Source organism: Nostoc sp. 'Peltigera membranacea cyanobiont' 232 (assembly GCF_002245985.1).
GTDB lineage: Bacteria > Cyanobacteriota > Cyanobacteriia > Cyanobacteriales > Nostocaceae > Nostoc.
In genome coordinates, this window is record NZ_NOLK01000041.1 from 16,037 (window position 1) to 35,769 (window position 19,733).

Annotated in this window: 14 protein-coding genes and 1 CRISPR repeat array (1 of these 15 cut by a window edge); of the genes, 7 read left to right on the forward strand and 7 right to left on the reverse strand. The window is 42.0% G+C overall.

Features of this window, described 5'->3' with window-relative positions; translation table 11 throughout:
- Positions 1-730: direct repeats of the CRISPR family, unit length 37 nt; unit sequence GTTTCAATCCCTAATAGGGATTTTAGTTGATTGCGAT; it begins 97 nt to the left of the window's first position.
- Between the two features lie 562 nt (positions 731-1,292).
- Positions 1,293-2,060 carry a circadian clock KaiB family protein gene (locus CDG79_RS15890; protein WP_094342959.1) on the reverse strand — a complete coding sequence of 256 codons (768 nt, stop codon included), beginning with the start codon at positions 2,058-2,060 and terminating at the stop codon, positions 1,293-1,295.
- Between the two features lie 230 nt (positions 2,061-2,290).
- Complete coding sequence (locus CDG79_RS15895; protein WP_094342960.1) at positions 2,291-3,565, reverse strand: type IV pilus twitching motility protein PilT; 1,275 nt, start codon at positions 3,563-3,565, stop codon at positions 2,291-2,293.
- 732 nt (positions 3,566-4,297) lie between these two features.
- On the opposite strand from CDG79_RS15895, the gene CDG79_RS15900 reads away from it, so the two are divergent.
- The 5 genes from CDG79_RS15900 to CDG79_RS15920 all read left to right on the forward strand — a co-directional run bounded on the left by CDG79_RS15900 (position 4,298) and on the right by CDG79_RS15920 (position 13,503).
- Positions 4,298-4,672 (forward strand): hypothetical protein, encoded by a 375-nt coding sequence (locus tag CDG79_RS15900; RefSeq protein ID WP_094342961.1) that lies wholly within the window; start codon positions 4,298-4,300, stop codon positions 4,670-4,672.
- Between the two features lie 252 nt (positions 4,673-4,924).
- Positions 4,925-6,055, forward strand: coding sequence for a non-hydrolyzing UDP-N-acetylglucosamine 2-epimerase (gene wecB, locus CDG79_RS15905; protein ID WP_094342963.1), 1,131 nt, complete (start codon positions 4,925-4,927; stop codon positions 6,053-6,055).
- A gap of 312 nt (positions 6,056-6,367) precedes the next feature.
- Positions 6,368-7,576 (forward strand): NupC/NupG family nucleoside CNT transporter, encoded by a 1,209-nt coding sequence (locus CDG79_RS15910; protein WP_094342964.1) that lies wholly within the window; start codon positions 6,368-6,370, stop codon positions 7,574-7,576.
- 242 nt (positions 7,577-7,818) lie between these two features.
- On the forward strand, positions 7,819-11,055 hold the full coding sequence (locus CDG79_RS15915; RefSeq protein WP_094342965.1) for a PAS domain-containing protein: 3,237 nt from the start codon (positions 7,819-7,821) through the stop codon (positions 11,053-11,055).
- Between the two features lie 771 nt (positions 11,056-11,826).
- On the forward strand, positions 11,827-13,503 hold the full coding sequence (locus tag CDG79_RS15920) for a fasciclin domain-containing protein (protein WP_094342966.1): 1,677 nt from the start codon (positions 11,827-11,829) through the stop codon (positions 13,501-13,503).
- A gap of 99 nt (positions 13,504-13,602) precedes the next feature.
- Here CDG79_RS15920 and CDG79_RS15925 read toward each other — a convergent pair whose 3' ends face one another.
- The 4 genes from CDG79_RS15925 to argS form a co-directional block, all read right to left on the reverse strand.
- Entirely contained in the window at positions 13,603-14,268 is a 666-nt protein-coding gene (locus CDG79_RS15925) for a class I SAM-dependent methyltransferase (RefSeq protein ID WP_094342967.1), read from the reverse strand.
- Positions 14,269-14,554: 286 nt separating this feature from the next.
- Positions 14,555-14,992: a cobalamin biosynthesis protein gene (locus CDG79_RS15930; RefSeq protein WP_094342968.1), complete on the reverse strand. Its 438-nt coding sequence runs from the start codon at positions 14,990-14,992 to the stop codon at positions 14,555-14,557.
- Between the two features lie 18 nt (positions 14,993-15,010).
- Positions 15,011-15,574 (reverse strand): Uma2 family endonuclease, encoded by a 564-nt coding sequence (locus CDG79_RS15935; protein WP_094342970.1) that lies wholly within the window; start codon positions 15,572-15,574, stop codon positions 15,011-15,013.
- Positions 15,575-15,686: 112 nt separating this feature from the next.
- Positions 15,687-17,498, reverse strand: a complete 1,812-nt coding sequence (gene argS, locus CDG79_RS15940; RefSeq protein WP_094342972.1) for an arginine--tRNA ligase — start codon at positions 17,496-17,498, stop codon at positions 15,687-15,689.
- Between the two features lie 236 nt (positions 17,499-17,734).
- Here argS and CDG79_RS15950 point away from each other — a divergent pair, with 236 nt between their 5' ends.
- Positions 17,735-17,917, forward strand: coding sequence for a type II toxin-antitoxin system HicA family toxin (locus tag CDG79_RS15950; protein ID WP_094342976.1), 183 nt, complete (start codon positions 17,735-17,737; stop codon positions 17,915-17,917).
- An 11-nt stretch (positions 17,918-17,928) separates the two neighbouring features.
- Positions 17,929-18,183, forward strand: a complete 255-nt coding sequence (locus CDG79_RS15955; protein ID WP_094342977.1) for a type II toxin-antitoxin system HicB family antitoxin — start codon at positions 17,929-17,931, stop codon at positions 18,181-18,183.
- 39 nt (positions 18,184-18,222) lie between these two features.
- Here the strand turns inward: CDG79_RS15955 and murD are convergent, their stop codons facing one another.
- A complete protein-coding gene (gene murD / locus CDG79_RS15960; RefSeq protein WP_094342978.1) occupies positions 18,223-19,731 on the reverse strand; it encodes a UDP-N-acetylmuramoyl-L-alanine--D-glutamate ligase in 1,509 nt (502 codons plus the stop codon).
- Positions 19,732-19,733: the final 2 nt, after the last annotated feature.

Sequence of the window (19,733 nt, forward strand, 5' to 3'; positions counted from 1 at the left end):
TTTAGTTGATTGCGATCTATATGGTAGGGATAAACCCTACCGATTACTTTAGTTTCAATCCCTAATAGGGATTTTAGTTGATTGCGATCTAGAAATTAGAGAAGAATTACGTCGGATTCAATTTGGTTTCAATCCCTAATAGGGATTTTAGTTGATTGCGATGGGTATGGCAGGGTTAATAAGTCTTGTAGATTTCGTTTCAATCCCTAATAGGGATTTTAGTTGATTGCGATGCGAAAGTATTCCTCGCCACATCCCGGATAACGGTTTCAATCCCTAATAGGGATTTTAGTTGATTGCGATGCTATCAGTTATCAGTTTACTGAGTTCCCCATAAGTTTCAATCCCTAATAGGGATTTTAGTTGATTGCGATAATGTAATAATAGGTAGAGAAAGAATTGTAATCAAGTTTCAATCCCTAATAGGGATTTTAGTTGATTGCGATTATTTATCGCTTGTTGGCGGCACGACCATTATAAAGGTTTCAATCCCTAATAGGGATTTTAGTTGATTGCGATCCCAGTAAGTTTAAATCTGGGGTAAACGACGCATTAGTTTCAATCCCTAATAGGGATTTTAGTTGATTGCGATTCGCCGTTTCCATCAGGCTTTCCGTAATGCCGAGTTTCAATCCCTAATAGGGATTTTAGTTGATTGCGATCATCTTTTACATCTCCTATCCACTGTTCTCTGTTTCAATCCCTAATAGGGATTTTAGTTGATTGCGATCGCTGGCATCTGAAAGCCTTCTGTTATTTGGTTTTCAAGGTTCAATAGCGCGAATAGGAAAATCATAACATGAGGAGTGGCAATTGTGCCAGACGAAAATAGCTGAAAGCCAGTCCATATAAGGTGCGCGGATGGCTTTAAGATTCTACAGCCGTCAAGTTCTTGCATACACGGCAATTCAGCCATTTTTATAGTAACCTCTTCACCAACACCTACCCATTCGCGCACTTGGCAAAAAAACTAGTCTGATTGCAAAGTAGTTTACGATCTATGAGCTTACTACAGATGGGAGCATCCAAATTTGGCAAAAATATACGGAACTGACGTAAAAACCCTTTTAAATCCTCTTCCCTTTGTGTCCTTTGTGTCCAACTCTTACGAGACGCTGCGCGAATGCGGTTCGTTTTTTATCCTCCAAGGTAAGTCAAAATTCCGTATGTAAACTTAAACTTGCACATTTGGGATGCTCCCACTACAGACTTTCTTTTATTTCTAGCGAAAACAATTGCCACCTCTCAAACTTCTGCATCTTACATTTGTAATCCTCAATTTGTTATAAAACTTAAAATTTTTCCTTAGCAGCTAACATTTGTAAAATCTTTTCTACACGATCCAACTCTCCAACGATTCGCCGAATTGGGTGAGGCCAAACCTTGACCAGGGTAGGCGTTGCAGAAACCTGATTGAGTTCTGCTTGTTCTGGATGACTTAAAACATCAATCACTTTCAAAGTATAAGGATGTCCCAGCGATCGCTCCAACAATTCGTGTAAATTTTGCAGAATACGTTCGGTTGTACTGCTATGTCCTGCTACAAACAAGCGGAGAACATAGCCTTGTGTAATTACTTCCTTTTTTTGTACTATTACTGGCTGGTGGTATTTTGGTACAGGTTCAGAAAGGTCTAGACGAACAATTAAATCGCGATCTTCCCAAAGCTGCGGGAATGAGGAACGATAAGTTGTTAACACCATGCGATCGCACAACCCCTCTTGCCAAGGAGCTGCTTGCCATACTAACTCCCCTGTGCCAAAAATGGCATTAAGCAAAGCTTGATGTCTAATTACAGCAGGATAAGCTTCAGCAAAAGTTCGCACTTGTTGAGTGCGCGGATCTAACCAGTGGTCAATAGTCGCAGTATAACAAGGCACTAAAAAGTGCGGCGGCTCTGGTAAATCTAGGATTTCTTGCAAAGCCGAACATAAATGCAAGTGCCATCGACCCTGCTTGCTAGGATCGATGCAGTAAATTAAATCTCCTCCAGGTGTAAATAGGGCAATGCCTTTAAACAACTGGGGTGTAGATAGTTTGTTTGTTGTCAAGTTATTCACAAAGGCTAGCTAAAAGTAAAAATTCTCTCTTTTACCTTTTACCTTAGCTATAACTGCAACCAGGATCGGAAAGATATTTGGAATTGGGGACTGGAGACTAGGTACTGGGGACTGGGGACTGGGGACTGGGGACTGGGTGGAGATGAGGGGGATGAGGGAGAATAAATAATTACTAACTACTAACATTGACCAATTCCCAATTCCCAATTCCCAATTCCCAATTCCCAATCTTAAACTCGACCTCGGAGAAACTGGGCCATTTCGTTAGGAGTTGGCGACATTTCTAGAGCAGTTTCTTCAGTGATACGACCGTCTTGATAGAGATTGAGCAATGACTGATTCATCGTAATCATCCCGTCAAAGCTAGCTTGTTTCATCAACTCGCCAATTTCATCATACTTGCCGTCTTTGATCCATTCTTTAATCGCCTCAGTATTGATCAGCACATCGTGGAAAGCAGCCCGCTTCCCGTCAGTTGTGCGACACAAACCTTGGGCAATTACTGACACTAAAGACTCGGAAATTGCCACTCGCATTGCATCCTGTTCGTCACCAGAGTAGAGATTGAGAATCCGCTCAATGGTTTTGACAGCGCTATTGGTGTGCAGGGTTCCCATGACTAAGTGACCAGTCTGAGCGGCTTTTAGGGCAGTGTTGACTGTTTCCTTATCGCGCATTTCTCCCACCAGAATCAAATCTGGATCTTCCCGCAAAGCTGCTTTCAAAGCGTTGTCAAATTTTCGGGTATGCATTCCCACTTCCCGTTGTTTGACTAAAGACTTGCGGCTTTGATGGATAAATTCTATCGGGTCTTCAATGGTGATGATATGCTTGGCCATTTCCTTGTTGATGTAGTCAACCATCGCTGCCATTGTGGTGGACTTACCAGAACCAGTGGGCCCAGTCACCAAAATTAAACCTTTGTGGTGATGACAAATATCCCGAAAAATTGGCGGTAAATTCAACTGTTCCATAGTTAAGATTTTCAGTGGAATCAACCGCAAGACCATCGCAGGTCCTCTAAGGGTGCCAAAAACATTAATCCGCACGCGAGCAAAGTCGTATTGAGTTGCTCCGTCAAATTCTAAATGTTCTTCAAAGCGCTGAATTTCCCCCTCACTCATCACTTCCCGCAACCAACTCATGAAAGCTTCTTTATCTGTTTCTGGATAATCCGTTGATTGAATTTCTCCTCGGCTGCGGAAGCGGGGTATTTCACCTACACCCAAGTGCAAGTCAGAATATCCCTGATCGTAAGCTAGCCTGATTAACTTCTCTAAAGTCGGCCCCGCACTGCTGTTTTTAGAGGTAACTGAACTAGGTATTGGCGGAGGAGCAACCGGACGATGACCTGCAACAGGAGCGTTAGTACTCCTCTCCATTGACATATCCAATGTTTGTGTCATCTGCCTCTGTGTACTAAAGGTTGGCGGAGGTGGCGGCATTGGGGGCAGGTTACGTTCGGTAACAGAGTTAGAATTTGATGGAGACTGTGATTCTGTCATATATCTTCACATTTCGCGGTTAAAAAGTTGAATTAGCGAGAAGTCAAGTCACTTACCTTGATGACTTTTGGAGAATGCTTGCGTGCAAGCTCTCATGGCGATGGGAGGCGATTGAAATTCTAGAACCACGGTCAATCCATTTCATCCACCTCGATTTGTATCTTTTTTTCCAGAAATTTTGCTAATCAGAAAATTTAGAGAAATTATTTAACCTATCTAAACTGGTTTAACACACCCGATGGTTCAAAAGACCTCAGCAATAGCACAGAGATTGATTTGTATTTTATATAACATTTGTTTAAACATAAATATTTTCAGTCCTTAGATGAGAAATTTATCCCAGACATGGACGCAAATTACCAGCAATTAACAACACAAATACTGATTGTTCATTTATTCAGCCCATTTTACAATTATGAGAATAGCTATTAATTTTTATAAGAAATGTTAAGCTGAGTAGGAGCAATATCTGGGGATCAAGGTTAAAAGCTCATACCTTTGAGGTTATACACCTGAAGATAGATGCAGAGAACAAGTTCTTCTAATAGATGTAAGGTCAAGTTTACATCCACAATTATAAAAAACTAACTGTAAACTTTAGTAAATAAATGCTCATTTTTCCGATTAGTTTTTATATACTGGATTTCACTGAGAAAGAAAATCAGTTGACTCGCGAAAAGCGGAATCTAACTGAAATTAAAAATTGTTGTGTATTGTTGGGAGGAAAAGTCAATGGTTTCTGCTCAAAGCTCTAATCTAGGAAAGACCTACTCCTTGTTGATGATTAAAAGCTTTTTAATATGGACTTTTACATTAGCAGTATGCTTGTTAGTTGTGGGTTTTCCACTAGTTGTCTTGATGGCTACGGTCGGATGTCTGTTGTCAATCGTTTTGCAATCTGTGATGCCTGTTAGTGCTGTTTTGCTTGTAGCAGGCGCTTTAATCATGTTTAATGTCATGGCAGTTGTATTGGCTGCGGGTGTGCTAACTCTTAAAGGAGTTCATCCTAATGAAGTCAAATGGTTAAGCTGGCTGCATGGAGAGGCAGACCAAATGCAGGCTACTGTTTACGCTGCTTGCCCTTTAACTTGTGAGATTAAAATTTAGTCATTACAGGTAAATACGACAAACAGTGCGTCTGCCCGGTTAAGCCGGGTTTTTTCATGCTTTTTAGTTATGCGATCGCATTTTAATTCGATAAACAGTGCATCTACCCGATTAAGCCGGGTTTTTTCATGCTTTTTATATGATTTATCCTTTTATATTTATGATTTGTGTGATGATTGACTGCCAACTCTTGACTATTTACCATAGACCATTGACTATAACCATTGGCAAATGACAGATGACTAATGACTAATGACTAATCAAAAACGGGTTTGCATTATCTTGGGTACTCGTCCCGAAGCGATTAAACTCGCTCCAGTGATTCAGGTTTTCCAGAAGTCTTCAGCTTTTGAGTCGCAAGTAATTTTAACTGGACAGCATCGGGAGATGGTTGAGCAAGTTATGCAACTGTTCAACATCAAGGCAGATAATGATTTAGAAATTATGCAGGTTCAGCAATCTCTGAATGATATTACCTGCCGCAGTTTACAAGGGTTAGAAGCGTTATTTAAAGAGAAAAAGCCAGATTTAGTGGTGGTGCAGGGAGATACTACAACGGCTTTTGCGGCAGCTTTGGCAGCGTTTTATCAAAAAATTCCTATTGGTCATGTGGAAGCAGGTTTAAGAACTGATGATATCTTCAATCCTTATCCAGAAGAAGCTAATCGGCGGTTGATTTCTCAAATTACTCAGTTGCACTTTGCGCCGACTCCTTGGGCTGTGGAAAATTTGCACCGTTCTGGTGTTTTGGGTGAAATTCACATGACGGGTAACACGGTAATTGATGCGCTGTTGAATGTCGCTGCAACCCAATCTGTTTGTAATGTACCAGGCTTAGACTGGGATTCATATCGCGTTCTGCTAGCAACAGTTCATCGGCGGGAGAATTGGGGAGAACCCCTCTTAGCGATCGCTCAGGGCTTTTTACAAATCTTAGACAAGTTTCCTGATACAGCAATGCTTTTACCATTACACCGCAATCCGACAGTGCGAGTCCCATTACAAGAGCTTTTAGGGAATCATCCGCGAATTTTCTTGACAGAACCTCTCGATTATGGCGAACTGGTGGGAGCAATTGGGCGATCGCATCTTTTGCTCACTGACTCTGGTGGCTTGCAAGAAGAAGCCCCCAGCTTGGGAAAACCAGTATTGGTTTTGAGAGATACCACCGAAAGACCAGAGGCTGTTACAGCCGGTACAGCCAAACTTGTAGGGACTACGAGTGAGAATATTTTTGCAAATGCTGCTGAGTTACTGAGCAATTCAGATGCTTATGAAGCAATGGCAAATGCAATTAATCCCTTTGGAGATGGTCATGCAGCAGAGCGCATTTTACAGATTGTGCAAAATTACTTGGGTCTTTTATCAGAAACATCAACTTAGGAACTTAGATTAAACTTCCCGCCAAATTTCTGTTTTTTAGGGTGCTTGAAGAAGAATTCAGGAGTCATAATCGGCTAAACCTTAGCTATCCGCTAACAGGAGTCAGAATATTTGTTACTCTCCCAGAAACCGCTTTGCATCTACAAGACACGACACGCTGATTAAATCCCCTAAATTTATTTATGGGGATTATGTTTTGACTTCTTAAAAAGAGCATAGAAAAAGTAATTAGCTACAAAGCCACAAAACAAGGCGTATTTTTGTGTATGCTTTGTGGCCAAGTGCCTTAGCGATACCTTTCTGGGAGTAAATATGGAACGCGCCATCTCTGCGTTGGGAATTTTAGTTTTTATCGGTATATCCTACGCCTTTTCGGTTAATCGTCAAGCGGTGCGTTGGCGGATAGTGGGGTGGGGTTTGGGATTAGAATTTGCATTGGCACTAGTGATTCTTAAAACTCCTTGGGGTTTGAATGTGTTTAAATTTCTGGGAGATTTTGTCGGCAAATTTTTAGCATTTTCTGATGTTGGTGCCAAATTTGTCTTTGGAGAAAATTTTAAGGATCATTTCTTTGCCTTCCAAGTGCTACCGACAATTATCTTTTTCTCTGCCTTCATCAGCGTCTTGTATTACTACGGCATTTTACAGCGAGTGGTAAATGTGATGGCGTGGGTAATGATGAAAACAATGAAAACATCGGGTTCTGAATCTTTATCCTGTGCAGGTAACATCTTTTTAGGGCCAACAGAGTCGGCGCTGATGGTTAAACCATACATAGCGAAGATGACGCAATCAGAACTTCATGCTGTGATGACGGGTGGTTTTGCCACAATTGCGGCTGGAGTACTAGGGGCATACCTTTCCTTTGGGATACCAGCAGAACACTTAATTGCTGCTTTTTTTATGACTGCTCCTACATCGTTGGTGGTATCAAAATTACTCTATCCAGAAACAGAAGTATCAGAAACGGTTGGAAAAGCAAAAGCAAATGTAGAAACCAATTATGTAAATGTAATTGATGCTGCTACTACCGGAGCAATTGACGGCGTGAAGCTAGCAGTTAATGTTGGGGTGATGATTATCGCCTTTTTGGGATTATTGGCTGCTTTAAATGCACTGCTGGGATGGTTGGGGGCATTTGTAGGTTTACAACAACTGTCATTACAGTGGATTTTATCTTTTGTTATGGCTCCAGTGGCGTGGTTGATGGGCGTACCTTGGGCTGATTGTCGGCAAGTGGGGGCGTTATTGGGTACAAAGACAATTCTCAATGAGTTTATTGCTTTTCTGGATTTGAAGGCATTAATTGAAAGTGGTAAAATTTCTCAACGGGCAGTAATTATTGCGACTTACGCCTTATGTAATTTTGCAAATATAGGTTCAATTGGCATTACAATTGGCGGCATTACTGGGATAGCACCTAATCGCCAGCATGATTTAGCTCGGATGGGTTTAAGAGCGATGATTGGCGGATTGTTAGCGGGTTTTATCACCGCTTGTATTGCTGGGATATTGATTTGAAAAAGCTCAAAATCTATCAAAATAAAAGTTGATGATTTTTATTTGATGAGAGTAATAAAAAGGCATAGACTACCCACTTATCAAGAAATAAACCAGCGATCGCAGTAGCACCGTAATTCTTCAGTCATAATACCCACTAGCTAGTAATATTTAGGCTAGAATTGACAGAAATTGCCCTAAAATCTATGTAAACACGATCTGCTAAATCCTACGTTAAATTTAAATTTATTTAACTTTATAGAATGCCAGACGCGGAAAAGTCCCAAAGTCAGATGGCTAATGAGAAACTGCTGCACCAGGAAGTTAGTAACAAAGCAGATTATTCGCTGCGAGCCTGGAAAGAAGAGGGAATGATGCTTCTGTTGGCTGATGGCACTATTCAGGCTTGCAATACAGCTGGTAATCGCATTCTGGGACTAACCGCAGAACAGCTTGTAGGGCAAAATTTGCTCAATCTCAAGTGGCAATTTATTCATGAAAATGGCTCTCCAATGCTGCGTGAGACTCACCCGGCGATCGCTGCTCAGAAAACAGGTAAACCTTACTTGAATGTCGGATGTGGCTTTTATAAGCCCAATGGTGAGCTAATCTGGCTATTGTTGTCTTCACAACCTCTATTCCAAAGTGGAGGAACCACTCCCTACGCCATCGTCACAACTTTTTCGGATATTACAGGATCTCAGACCGCACAACTTGAGGAAAACTGTAACTGTACTGAAGATACTCAACAAGTTGATGGAAATGAATTTCCGGCACTGTGGGACAGTCAAAGTTTGTTTAAAAAAATTGCTGCCACTCTTCCAGGGATACTCTATATATATGACCTAATTGAGCAGCGAAATGCTTACGTTAATTACAAAATTGCTCAAGGTTGGGGCTACACACCAGCACAAATCCAGGCAATGGGAAAGGAGTTATGTTCTCAACTTCTCCATCCTGAAGATTTGGCCCGACTCCCTACCTATCTTGAAAAATTTAATTCTACTTGTCAGGGCGAAGTTCTCAGTTTTGAATATCGGATTCGACATGCTAATGGAGAGTGGCGTTGGTTTTGTAGCTATGACACTGTGTATAGCAGAACTGCTGAAGGATTCCCACAATATCTTTTGGGAATCGCTTTTGATATTACAGAGCGACTACACACAGAAATTTCTCTGCGCCAAAGTAATGAAAGGTTTGAACTAGCGGCGGCGGCGGTTAATTGCCTAATCTATGACTGGGAGATGCAAAGAAATACTGTGGAAAGAACTCAGGGTCTAACTGAGGTTTTTGGCTACCCGCAACAAGAAGCTGAACCAACCTTTGAGTGGTGGCAAAAACTCATCCACCCTGATGACCAAGAAAGAGTTAATGACCAGTTCATGGCTAGTATGGCCAATGGCAACCGTTATAGCATTGAGTATCGAGTCCGTCACCAGGATGGCCGCTATTTGTGGGTGAAAGACCAGGGGTTTGCTGTCCGGGATGGAAATGGTCAGGTAGTCCGGGTAGTTGGTGCTAGTACTGATATTACCGAACAGCAAGCTGCGCTACGCGATCGCCAACAAATTGAAACAAACCTGCGCGAAAGTGAAGAACGGATTCGGTTAGCGACTACCGCCGCAGAACTGGGTATGTGGTTTTGGAATATCACTACCAACGAGTTAATTTGGACAGAGAAATGTAAGCAGCTGTTTGGACTAAACCCAGAAGTCGAAATGGACTATGAGCTTTTCCTCAACTGTGTACATCCAGAAGACCATCAACGCATCAATCAAGCGATCGTTCGCTGTTTTAAAGAAAAGGTAGAGTATGACATTGAATACCGCAGCCTTTGGTCTGATGGTAGCATTCATTGGATTGCTGCTAAAGGTCGTATTTTCTGTGATGCTGAGGGTAAGCCAGTCAAAATGATGGGTACTGCTCAGGATATTACCCAGCGCAAACAGGTAGAAAATGATTTGCGCCAGCGGGAAACTCAGTTAAGGCGCTTAGTTGATTCCAATATTATTGGCATTATGTTCGCCAATCTTGACCACATTACTGAGGCGAACGAGGCTTTTTTAGAAATGGTGGGTTATACGCGAGAGGAACTATTCGCAGGTAAAGTACGCAGACAACAAATGACTCCACCGGAATATCACGCTCTCGATCGCCAAGGGCTAGAGCAACTTTTAACGGTTGGAGTATGTAATCCTTTTGAAAAAGAATACATCCGCAAAGATGGCTCGCGCATTCCGATACTAATTGGTGGTGCTTTGGTGGAAGAAGATCCGGTATCTTGGATCTGTTTTATTCTTGACTTAACCCCAAGGAAGCAATTAGAAAAAGCACTTAGACAACAAGCAGAAGAACTCAAACAGGCAAACCGGAACAAAGATGAGTTTCTCGCTATTCTCTCCCACGAATTGCGATCGCCCCTCAACCCTATTCTCGGCTGGTCATCCCTCCTCAGAAGCCGCAAGTTTGATGAAGTTACCACAAATCGGGCCTTGGAAACCATCGAAAGAAATGCTCAATTGCAGATTCAATTAATTGATGAGTTGCTGGATGTCTCCCGAATTATTCGCGGTAAGTTGAACCTAACTTTTGCCACTGTTAACCTGGCATCTGTAATTAATTCTGCATTAGAAACAGTCCGGTTAATAGCAGAAAGCAAATCTATTCAGATAAAAATGCAGCTTGACTCCAATGTTGGTAAAGTATCAGGCGATCATTATCGCTTGCAGCAAGTTGTGGGGAATTTACTCTCCAATGCTGTCAAGTTCACTCCTGCCAATGGTTCAGTGGAAGTCAACCTATCATTGAGTAGGGAATTGACTTCCCATTCAGCGCTGATTCAAGTTAAAGACACAGGTCAAGGTATTTCCCCCGAATTCCTACCCCACGTATTTGAACATTTTCGTCAAGCCGATAGCAGCACAACCAAAAAAGTTGGTGGGCTGGGACTGGGATTGGCAATAGTTCGCCATCTGGTAGAGTTGCATGGTGGTATTGTCACCGCAGATAGTCCAGGAATTGGACAGGGAGCAACTTTTACTGTTACACTGCCCCTGATGCCAGAAAGTATGGTGACAGAGCAAGCAGAGGAAACAGAGAAGAAATTTAACTCGTCAGCGATCGCCGGAATACGGATATTGATTGTCGATGATGATGCTGACACCCGGGAGTTTTTGCATTTCTTGCTACAACAAAATGGGGCGCTGACAAAAGTTGCAGCATCGGCAAATGAGGCGATAGCTGTCATCGTCAAGACCTTACCTGATTTATTAATCAGCGATCTAGGAATGCCGGAGATAGATGGCTACAACCTAATTAAGCTACTTAGAGCTATGCCCAAGGAAAAAGGAGGGAAAATCCCTGCGATCGCTCTTACCGCTTATGCTGGAGAAAGCCATCGGGAGCGAGTCTTAGCCGCTGGTTTCCAGAAACACATTGCCAAACCGGTAAAACCAACTGAACTACTAACCTCAATTGCAGATTTGCTAGAGCAAAGATAAGTAAAGCTTCTGACTTGCTCAAAACACGAAGAGACGTTGCACTTCTATGAAATTCAAAAACCCTAGTTTATCCTTGGGTTGATTTTTAGAAAACTGTCTTTTGCAAAAGAATAATTCTTAGCCAAAAATCCCCGCGCAATCATGCCCCTAATTTCTGATTGCGATCGCTAATTTCCAGTTTATTATTTGAAATTTTACCATCAAGGGCAACTATCTAAAGAGTGAAAGTTTTTCCTCAAAATCCAGCCATTAGTTAGTTGTATAATATTAATCAAAGATTAATAATAACAGCATATCGCCAAGACACATTTTATTTCTTAAATCTTGCTAAAGATCGTGGTACATTGAACTTGACGGTATTAACCATCCTCGGCAATTATAAAGATCCGGCTATTAAAAGCCAATAACCTTGCTGCTTGACTGCGATTTTATCAGCTATAAAATCGCCTACTCGCACTAATTATCTTTATTGTTGCAACATACTATTTTACCACAGTAACGCTGCTTATGGTTATTAGTGTGACCTGCGGTTCTTTAAAAATCAAATAGGAATCCTAATACTATGTGTGGTGAACATTTGGATAAATGTGGTGAGGTGTCAGAGCAGCTACTCATAATGTCCAACATTTAAATTTTCCAGAGTTAAGGGTTGTATTTGTGGTTCCCATGTCGAGGTAAACCAAGCAACCATCTGGATACTTAATATTCACTTAACCTTGCATCCAGTATTTTCCAAGAGTCAATCCAAGAATTTCAAAAGAGGGTATTTCCATGTTTAGTTTTTTTCGTTGGCCATCAGCAAGGGTTGCTTTACTAGTTCTAGGAATGACAGCTGCTACAATAACTCCTATCGTAATTTCTACCCCAGCTTCATCTCAAAATACTGTTCCATCAGCGACACCATCGCCTACTTCAACAGTTAACTTGTCTGATGTCTCCACAGATTATTGGGCGCATCCCTTCATTCAAGCCCTAGCTGACAACAATGTGATTGCTGGCTTTCCTGATGGCAGCTTCAGACCAAATCAAGCTGTGACTCGTGCTGAATTTGCTGCCCTGATTCAAAAAGCTTTCCCTAACCAGAACCGAGTTCGACAATTAACCGCAGGCGGATTTAGTGATGTTCCTGCTGGCTATTGGGCGGTTTCTGCAATTCAGTTCGCCTACGAAACTGGATTTTTGGCAGGCTATCCTGGGAACGTATTTTCACCAAATCAACAAATACCCAAGGTACAGGCGATCGTTGCTTTAACAAGTGGTTTGGGTTTGACTGCTAGCAGCACTGGAACCAGTACTGACCTCAGCACCTACTACACTGATGCCTCAAGTATCCCGAACTATGCTGTTGCAAGTGTTACTGCTGCCACACAATCCAATATTGTTGTTAATTATCCAGATGTCAAACAACTCAATCCGCAACAGTCCCTGACTCGTGCTGAAGCTGCGGCACTCTTATATCAAGCTTTGGCTAAACAGGGACGGGTGCAACCCATTGCTAGCAATCTTCCAGCTAGTCAGTATATTGTCGCTGGAACTCAAACCGGTAGCGATATTGTGGCTCTTGCTTCATCCAGTAGTTCTCTTACAACTCTGACTTCTTTATTAAAGACAGCTGGTTTAACAGATATTCTTCAACAGGCGGGCCCTTATACAGTCTTCGCTCCCACCGATCAAGCATTTGCCGCTTTACCTGCTGCGACATTACAGCAGTTACAGCAACCAGAGAACAAACAAGCATTGATTAAGATTTTGACATACCATGTAGTTCCTGGTGCAGTAACTTCTAGTCAACTCACGGCTGGGGAACTGAATACTGCTGAAGAAAAACCGGTAAATATTCAAATCGATCGCGCTAGCAATCAAATCTCGGTGAATAATGCCAGAATTATCCAAGCAGACGTTAAAGCAAGCAATGGTGTTATCCATGCAATTAACCAAGTTCTTGTCCCGCCTGATGTTAACATCAGTCAATTAAATCAACCACCAACAGGAAATGCAGATGGCACAACGCCGAGTGTTAGACCAGGTAGAACTACTCTTGGTGGCCCTAGCTATATCGGGGTTGGTGGTAACATCGGTTTGAGCGGTAACGATTCAGCTTTAAGCGATAGTAACTTTGCAGTATTCAGCAAAATTGGTCTGACACGCAATATCTCAGTGCGGCCATCAGTCATCTTTGGAGATGATACATTGTTTATGGTTCCCTTGACTTTGGATTTTACTCCTCGCGCAAGTGCTGAAGTGGGTCAACGAACCTTCTCTATATCTCCTTATATCGGCGCTGGCGTAGCCATTGAAGCTAATCTCGATACGGATATTGGATTACTGCTAACTGGTGGTGTAGACGTTCCTCTCGGTTCTCGATTTACGTTAAATGGGGCTGTAAATGCTGCTTTTTTGGATGATACTGATGTCGGGCTACAATTAGGGCTTGGCTACAACTTCTAACTGAAGATACAACTAGGGGCAATTCATGAATTGCCCCTACGTGGAAATAATGGTTTTGGCTATTGTTTTGCTAAGTAATTAATTTGGAATCAAACTATATTAAGGTCGCTTGATAGCTAAAGTCAGCCCATCGGCGATCGGGACAAGGGAGAGTGTAACCCGTTCATCATAATGTAACTTTTCGTTAAGCGCCCGGATAGCTTGGGTGCTTTCATCTTGGTTTTGCGGGTCAGCAACTTGCCCTGACCATAAAACATTATCAATAGCGATCAATCCGCCTGGACGAACTAATTGCAGCGATCGCTCATAATATCCATCATAATTTTCTTTATCAGCATCAATAAAGGCAAAATCAAATGTCTCGGCTTGGTCAGTTGCCAACAGTCGATCTAAAGTTTCCAAACCTGGTGCTAGTCGCAGATCGATTTTATCAGCAACTCCGGCTTGCTGCCAATATCGCCTGGCGATCGCAGTAAATTCTTCACTCACATCAGCAGCGATAATCTTACCATCTTCAGGAAGCGCTAAGGCTACTGAGAGGGAACTATAACCTGTAAATACGCCAACTTCCAAGGTTTTCTTGGCTCCAATCAGCTGCACCAGTAGTCTCATAAATTGTCCTTGTTCTGGTGAAATCTGCATTGTGCTTCTGGGATGGCTAGCGGTTTCTTGGCGCAACTTCAAAAGAATCTCCGGTTCCCGCAGCGAAACCGATAAAAGGTAATTATAGAGTTGGTTATCAAGACCTAGAGACTGTTTTGGCATGATAGATGAGATAATTTCAAGAATCTACAGCTATACTATCGCCTAAGAGCAGTTTAATAATATACTAACTAAATTTTAGAATTTATCTGCTAAACAGTCGCTACTTTTACACTTTATTTAATCCACGTTCCTTAGAACAATTAATAAAGTTTTGTAATACTCATAAGTAGGCAGGCACAAATAAATATAACTATGTAACGAAAAGTAAAAGCGGTGAAAACCTTGTGATTGCTTCACTCCACTTCGTTGCGTTCGCAATGACATAGTTATAAATTTTCTCACCCACCTACTTATTTGAGGCTTGGACAACAGCTAGTGTTACCGCTCCTGGTTGCCCTTTTTGCTGGAAAATTTGTTTAGGAACTAAGAATTTCACTCCCAATGCTTCTGTGCTGGTAAAAGGGGAAGCAGTTGGATTAGCTGCAAGAATAGCAGCCGCCTCTGCTACGCTAGGTGTACCTACTTTATGGTCAGTAATTATCGCAGGGTTGGGGACACAGACAGAGCAAAGGCTTTCCGCAGAAAAGGTTTTTAGCGTTAGATTGCGTAGCTGGCAAAGTTCTACTAAGCCAACTTCTGAGGCTTTAGTGTCAATGGTAGCAATCCCTGCGATCGCACTTTGACAAAGTTGATTTTCTCGAAAGACTTCCTCAATTGCCCAATCAATCAATTGCCATGAGGTTCCCCGTTTACAACCGATTCCTACCCATAAAACCTGTTGCACTTGGTATATTTCCCTATTTTACTCCAACAGCCAACCAAATAAATCTCTTACTGTCAGCCTCAACTCACTGGCGAAATCTGGCACAGGAAGTAAAGCATCTAGTTCATCTAACATGATTGGCTGTTGATTGCGGATATACACAAATACCGTTTGTTCTTCTGGATCGATCAGCCAACCCATTTGTGTTTCATAATTCAGGCAATGGAGAATATTTTTTGTAACTTTCGTTTGTCTTTGGTCAGGCGATAGAATCTCAATAGTCCAATCGGGAGCGGCTTGGAAGACGTTGGCAACTTCACCATTTTCATCGCGGGGAATTCTTTGCCAAGTAAACACAGCAATATCTGGCACTATTGACCTTCCACCAAAAGTACACCGCAGTTCTGGAAAAGCACGAGCAATTCGCTTGGGTTTCACCGTTAAGTTTACAGTGCTAACCATTTCACCTTGAATTATACTGTGTTTTCCCTGTGGCATAGGTTTTTGAATAATTTGTCCATCGATGTATTCACTAGCGGGCTTTGTTTCCGGTAATATTAGAAACTCTGCCAAAGTTATATTTTTTGATGTTGTCCGTACCATAAGCGATCGCCTCCAAATTCAAAAATTATGATTAACGAACCGCCAAGACGTAAAGGACACCAAGAAGAAATTAACTTAACTCTTACTCAGCGTACCTTTACGTTAAAAAATATTACATCCTCTCCAACACCTCAATTCCCAATAAAGATAATCCCAGCTTCAGGGTTCTAGCAGTCAAATCACACAGAATCAAGCGGGATGTTCGCTGTGGTTCCTGTGCCTCCAAAACCTGAACTCCCTGATGGCGATCGTAAAACTGATTAAACTTCTTACTCAGTTCGTACAAATACTCACATAAACGATTAGGCATCAAGTCTTGCTCTACACTACTAATAACTTCATCCAGTTGAAGTAAATATTTTGCCAGCGCTAATTCTGTTTCATGCTGCAATAAGACGGCATTATTTCCCAACTTGTTAAAGTTAATCTCACCCTTGCGGCTAATCCCCTGAATCCGCGCATAAGCATATAGCATATAAGGTGCAGTATTACCTTTGAAATCCAGCATTTTGTCGTAGCTGAAAATGTAATTGCTAGTGCGATTTTGGCTTAAGTCTGCATATTTAACTGCACTGATTCCAACTACCCTAGCAACTTCATTAATAAATTCTTCAGTTTCTTGGCGTTCTTCTTCTTGTAATCTACTTTTTAAGTCAGCATGGGCACGAGAAACAGCTTCATCTAATAAATCTCGCAACCGCACAGTATCCCCAGAACGAGTTTTGAATTTCTTCCCATCTTCTCCTAACACCAACCCAAAGGGAACATGCACTAATTCCACATCATCGGGAATCCAGCCAGCTTTGCGTGCTACCTGGAAAAATTGGGTAAAGTGGTTTGCTTGTCCAGTATCTGTTACATAAATTATCCGCTTTGCTTGATCCTGTTGAATCCGGTAGCGGAGGGAGGCTAAATCAGTTGTGGCATAGTTATAGCCACCATCTGATTTTTGTACAATTAAGGGCAAAGGTTCACCTTCTCTATTTGTAAACCCTTCCAAAAAAACGCATTTTGCGCCCTGATTTTCTACCAGTAAACCAGATTTCTCTAAATCTTCCACAACTTTTGGTAGTAAGGGGTTGTAGAAAGATTCGCCCCGTTCATCTAACTTGATATCCAGCAACTTATAAATTACTTGAAACTCTTTTCGAGAAGCTTCACAAAGAAAAAACCAAGCGTGTTTTGCTGATAACTCATTAGATTGTAGTTCTACTACTGCTTTACGTGATCTTTCTCGAAAATCAGCATCTTCATCAAATTTTTTCTTAGCTTCTCTGTAAAACTGAACCAAGTCTCCTATATTTATAGAGGGAGAGTTAATGAAACCCGGTTGATCGTTCTCCTCATAATATAGACTATTCCAAAAGGAATTATTTTCAGAATCAGATTCACGAAGATGAGTAATTAACATCCCAAACTGCGTACCCCAGTCACCAACATGATTTAACCGCAGCACATCGTGTCCAAGAAATTCTAAAATCCGGGCGATGGAATCACCAATGATCGTAGAACGCAAGTGTCCGACATGCATTTCTTTAGCAATATTCGGACTGGAAAAATCCACAATTTCCCGCTTCGGCGTTTTCGCGGCTGGAACTCCCAACCGACGATCGGCTTGAATCGTATTCAATTGTGCTTCTAAATATACCGTTTTTAGTTTCAGATTGATAAATCCTGGGCCAGCAATTTCTGGCGGTTCGCAGATTTCGGATACATCTAGTTTCTCAACGATCGCACCTGCGATCGCTCTTGGTTGTTTTCCTAACTTTTTACTCAGCGATAAAGCCACATTCGCCTGATAATCACCAAATTTAGGATTGCTAGCAGAAACCAATATTGGATCTACTCCCGCCAAGTCAGCGCCAAAAGCCGCAACTATTGCCTGTTCAAGCTGAACTTTTAGTTTTTCTTGTGTAGCGTTCATATATAAATTTTATCTGTGAGAGAGACAATGTAGCTCTGGAAAAGCTTGATTATTAACTTTAGCATTTCATTTTGAGCCACTCGATCCATGAGAAATCTTTTTGTCCATCTACTTACCAATGCCAAAACCCACGACAAAATGACGGACACAATTGCGACATAATTGTGTTTACTTTGCTTTTTCAATAAGGCACTCTATCTGTAACAGAAATTTTCCCTGTAGAGATAAGTAGTAACATGAAAGTACGTGATGCGATCAAGCGAGTGGAAGCTGATGGTTGGTATCTTGATAGAACTAAAGGTAGTCATCGACAGTTCAAGCATCAGGGTAAACCAGGTTTAGTTACTGTTCCAGGTAAATTATCTGACGACTTAGCCCCTGGTACTCTCAGTAGTATTTGGAGGCAAGCACAATTATAAGGAGAATGGCAATGCATTACGTAGTGGTGATTGAAAAGGCGGATAGTAATTACTCTGCTTATGTGCCTGATTTACCAGGTTGTGTAACTACAGGTGCAACCTTAGAAGAAGTCAAGCAGATGATTGCAGAAGCTATTGAATTTCATCTAGAAGGAATGTTAGAAGATGGTTTACCTATTCCGAAACCTACAAGCATTGCTCATGAGGTTGAAGTTGCAAAAGAATTATTTTCCAGCAGTACAAATATTGTTAATAATTTTACATAATTCATTCACTGTGTAACTGCAAGCCACACAGTGAATGAATTATAGGGATGATGAAAGAATCAAGTTGTGTTGAAGCTTGCCTCCTGCCGCCCAAGCAAGGCACAACTGACGGAAGCGATCGCCCCGCACTTCAAAATTGGGGTACTGATCGAAACTGGCACAAGCTGGAGATAGTAACACCACAGGCGCTTCATACTCCTTAGCTAATTCCGCCGATTTGGGGATTGCCCTTTCCATAGTTTCCACAATGTGGTAAGAATAATACCCTATTTCTTGGAGGCGTTGGGCAAATGCGGGTGCAGCAGAGCCAATCAATAACACAGCAGCAGCTTTGGTTTGAATTTGTGCTAACCAGCCACTATCATCACCTGCTTTAGCTTCTCCACCAGCAATTAAAATTGCTGGACTTTTCACAGATGCTAAACCAACTTCGGCAGCATCGTAGTTAGTGGCTTTGCTGTCGTTAATGAAATCAATGCCTTCCCAAGTGCAGATATGCTCTAAACGATGAGCAACACCGGGGAATTCACTAATTGCAAGTGCGATCGCATCACGATTAATTCCTGCTAATCTTGCCGTGGCTACTGCCATCAAAAGATTTTGCTGGTTATGTTCTCCCACCATTCGCAAAGTAGATACTTTCACAATCGGTTCTGGTGTAGAGGTTGCAGTCAATTTTTCCACAACCCAGTCGTCCTCGATGTAAAAACCTTTTTCGCTAATCAGGAAATCTTTTCCTCTGACACTTGTCCAATAAGCATTAGGCCAAGCACTTAAACCTTGTTGCCTCAAGTACGCATCATCGCCATTGAACACCTGCAATTCTGACTGATGCAATAACTTTGCTTTGATATTGTAATAATTCTCTAAAGTCTTATGACGACTCAGGTGATCCGGTGTGAAAGTTGTCCAAACACCGATACGGGGTGCTAGAGAACTGGAAGATTCTATTTGATAGCTGCTAAGTTCCGCAATCACCCAATCGAGTGAGGAGCTACGGGAGACGCGATTAATCGCGTCTGTACAAGAATTATCAAATGTTTCTCTTACTCCCCCTGCTCCTTTCCCCCTCCAAGATAGGGCAACTTCACAAGCTGCGTAGCCAATGTTACCGCAGGCAGGCGCGTTTAATTCTGCTGCTTGGAAAATGGCAGCAATTAAAGCTGTGGTAGTAGTTTTACCGTTAGTCCCAGTAATTCCTACCCAAGGTAGCGATGCCTGCGGCTGGCTACGCCAACGCAAATTTCGCCAAGCGAGTTCCATTTCGCCAATGGTTTCTATACCTAATTGGCGTGCCTTAATTAATATGGGAATATCCCAAGGTACGCCAGGACTAACAACTATTAACTGGGGTAAATTATCATCATTCAATTCTAAGGATTGGCCTAGTTTAACGGTTATTTGCTCGGCAGCGAGTTGTTGTTGTTGTTGGAGGAGGGTTTCGGAGGTGTTGCCATCACTTAGCTCTACCTCCCAACCTTCCCGTTTCAACAATCTCGCCGCAGCAATACCGGACTTTCCCAATCCAATAACAGTAGCTCTAGGCATAG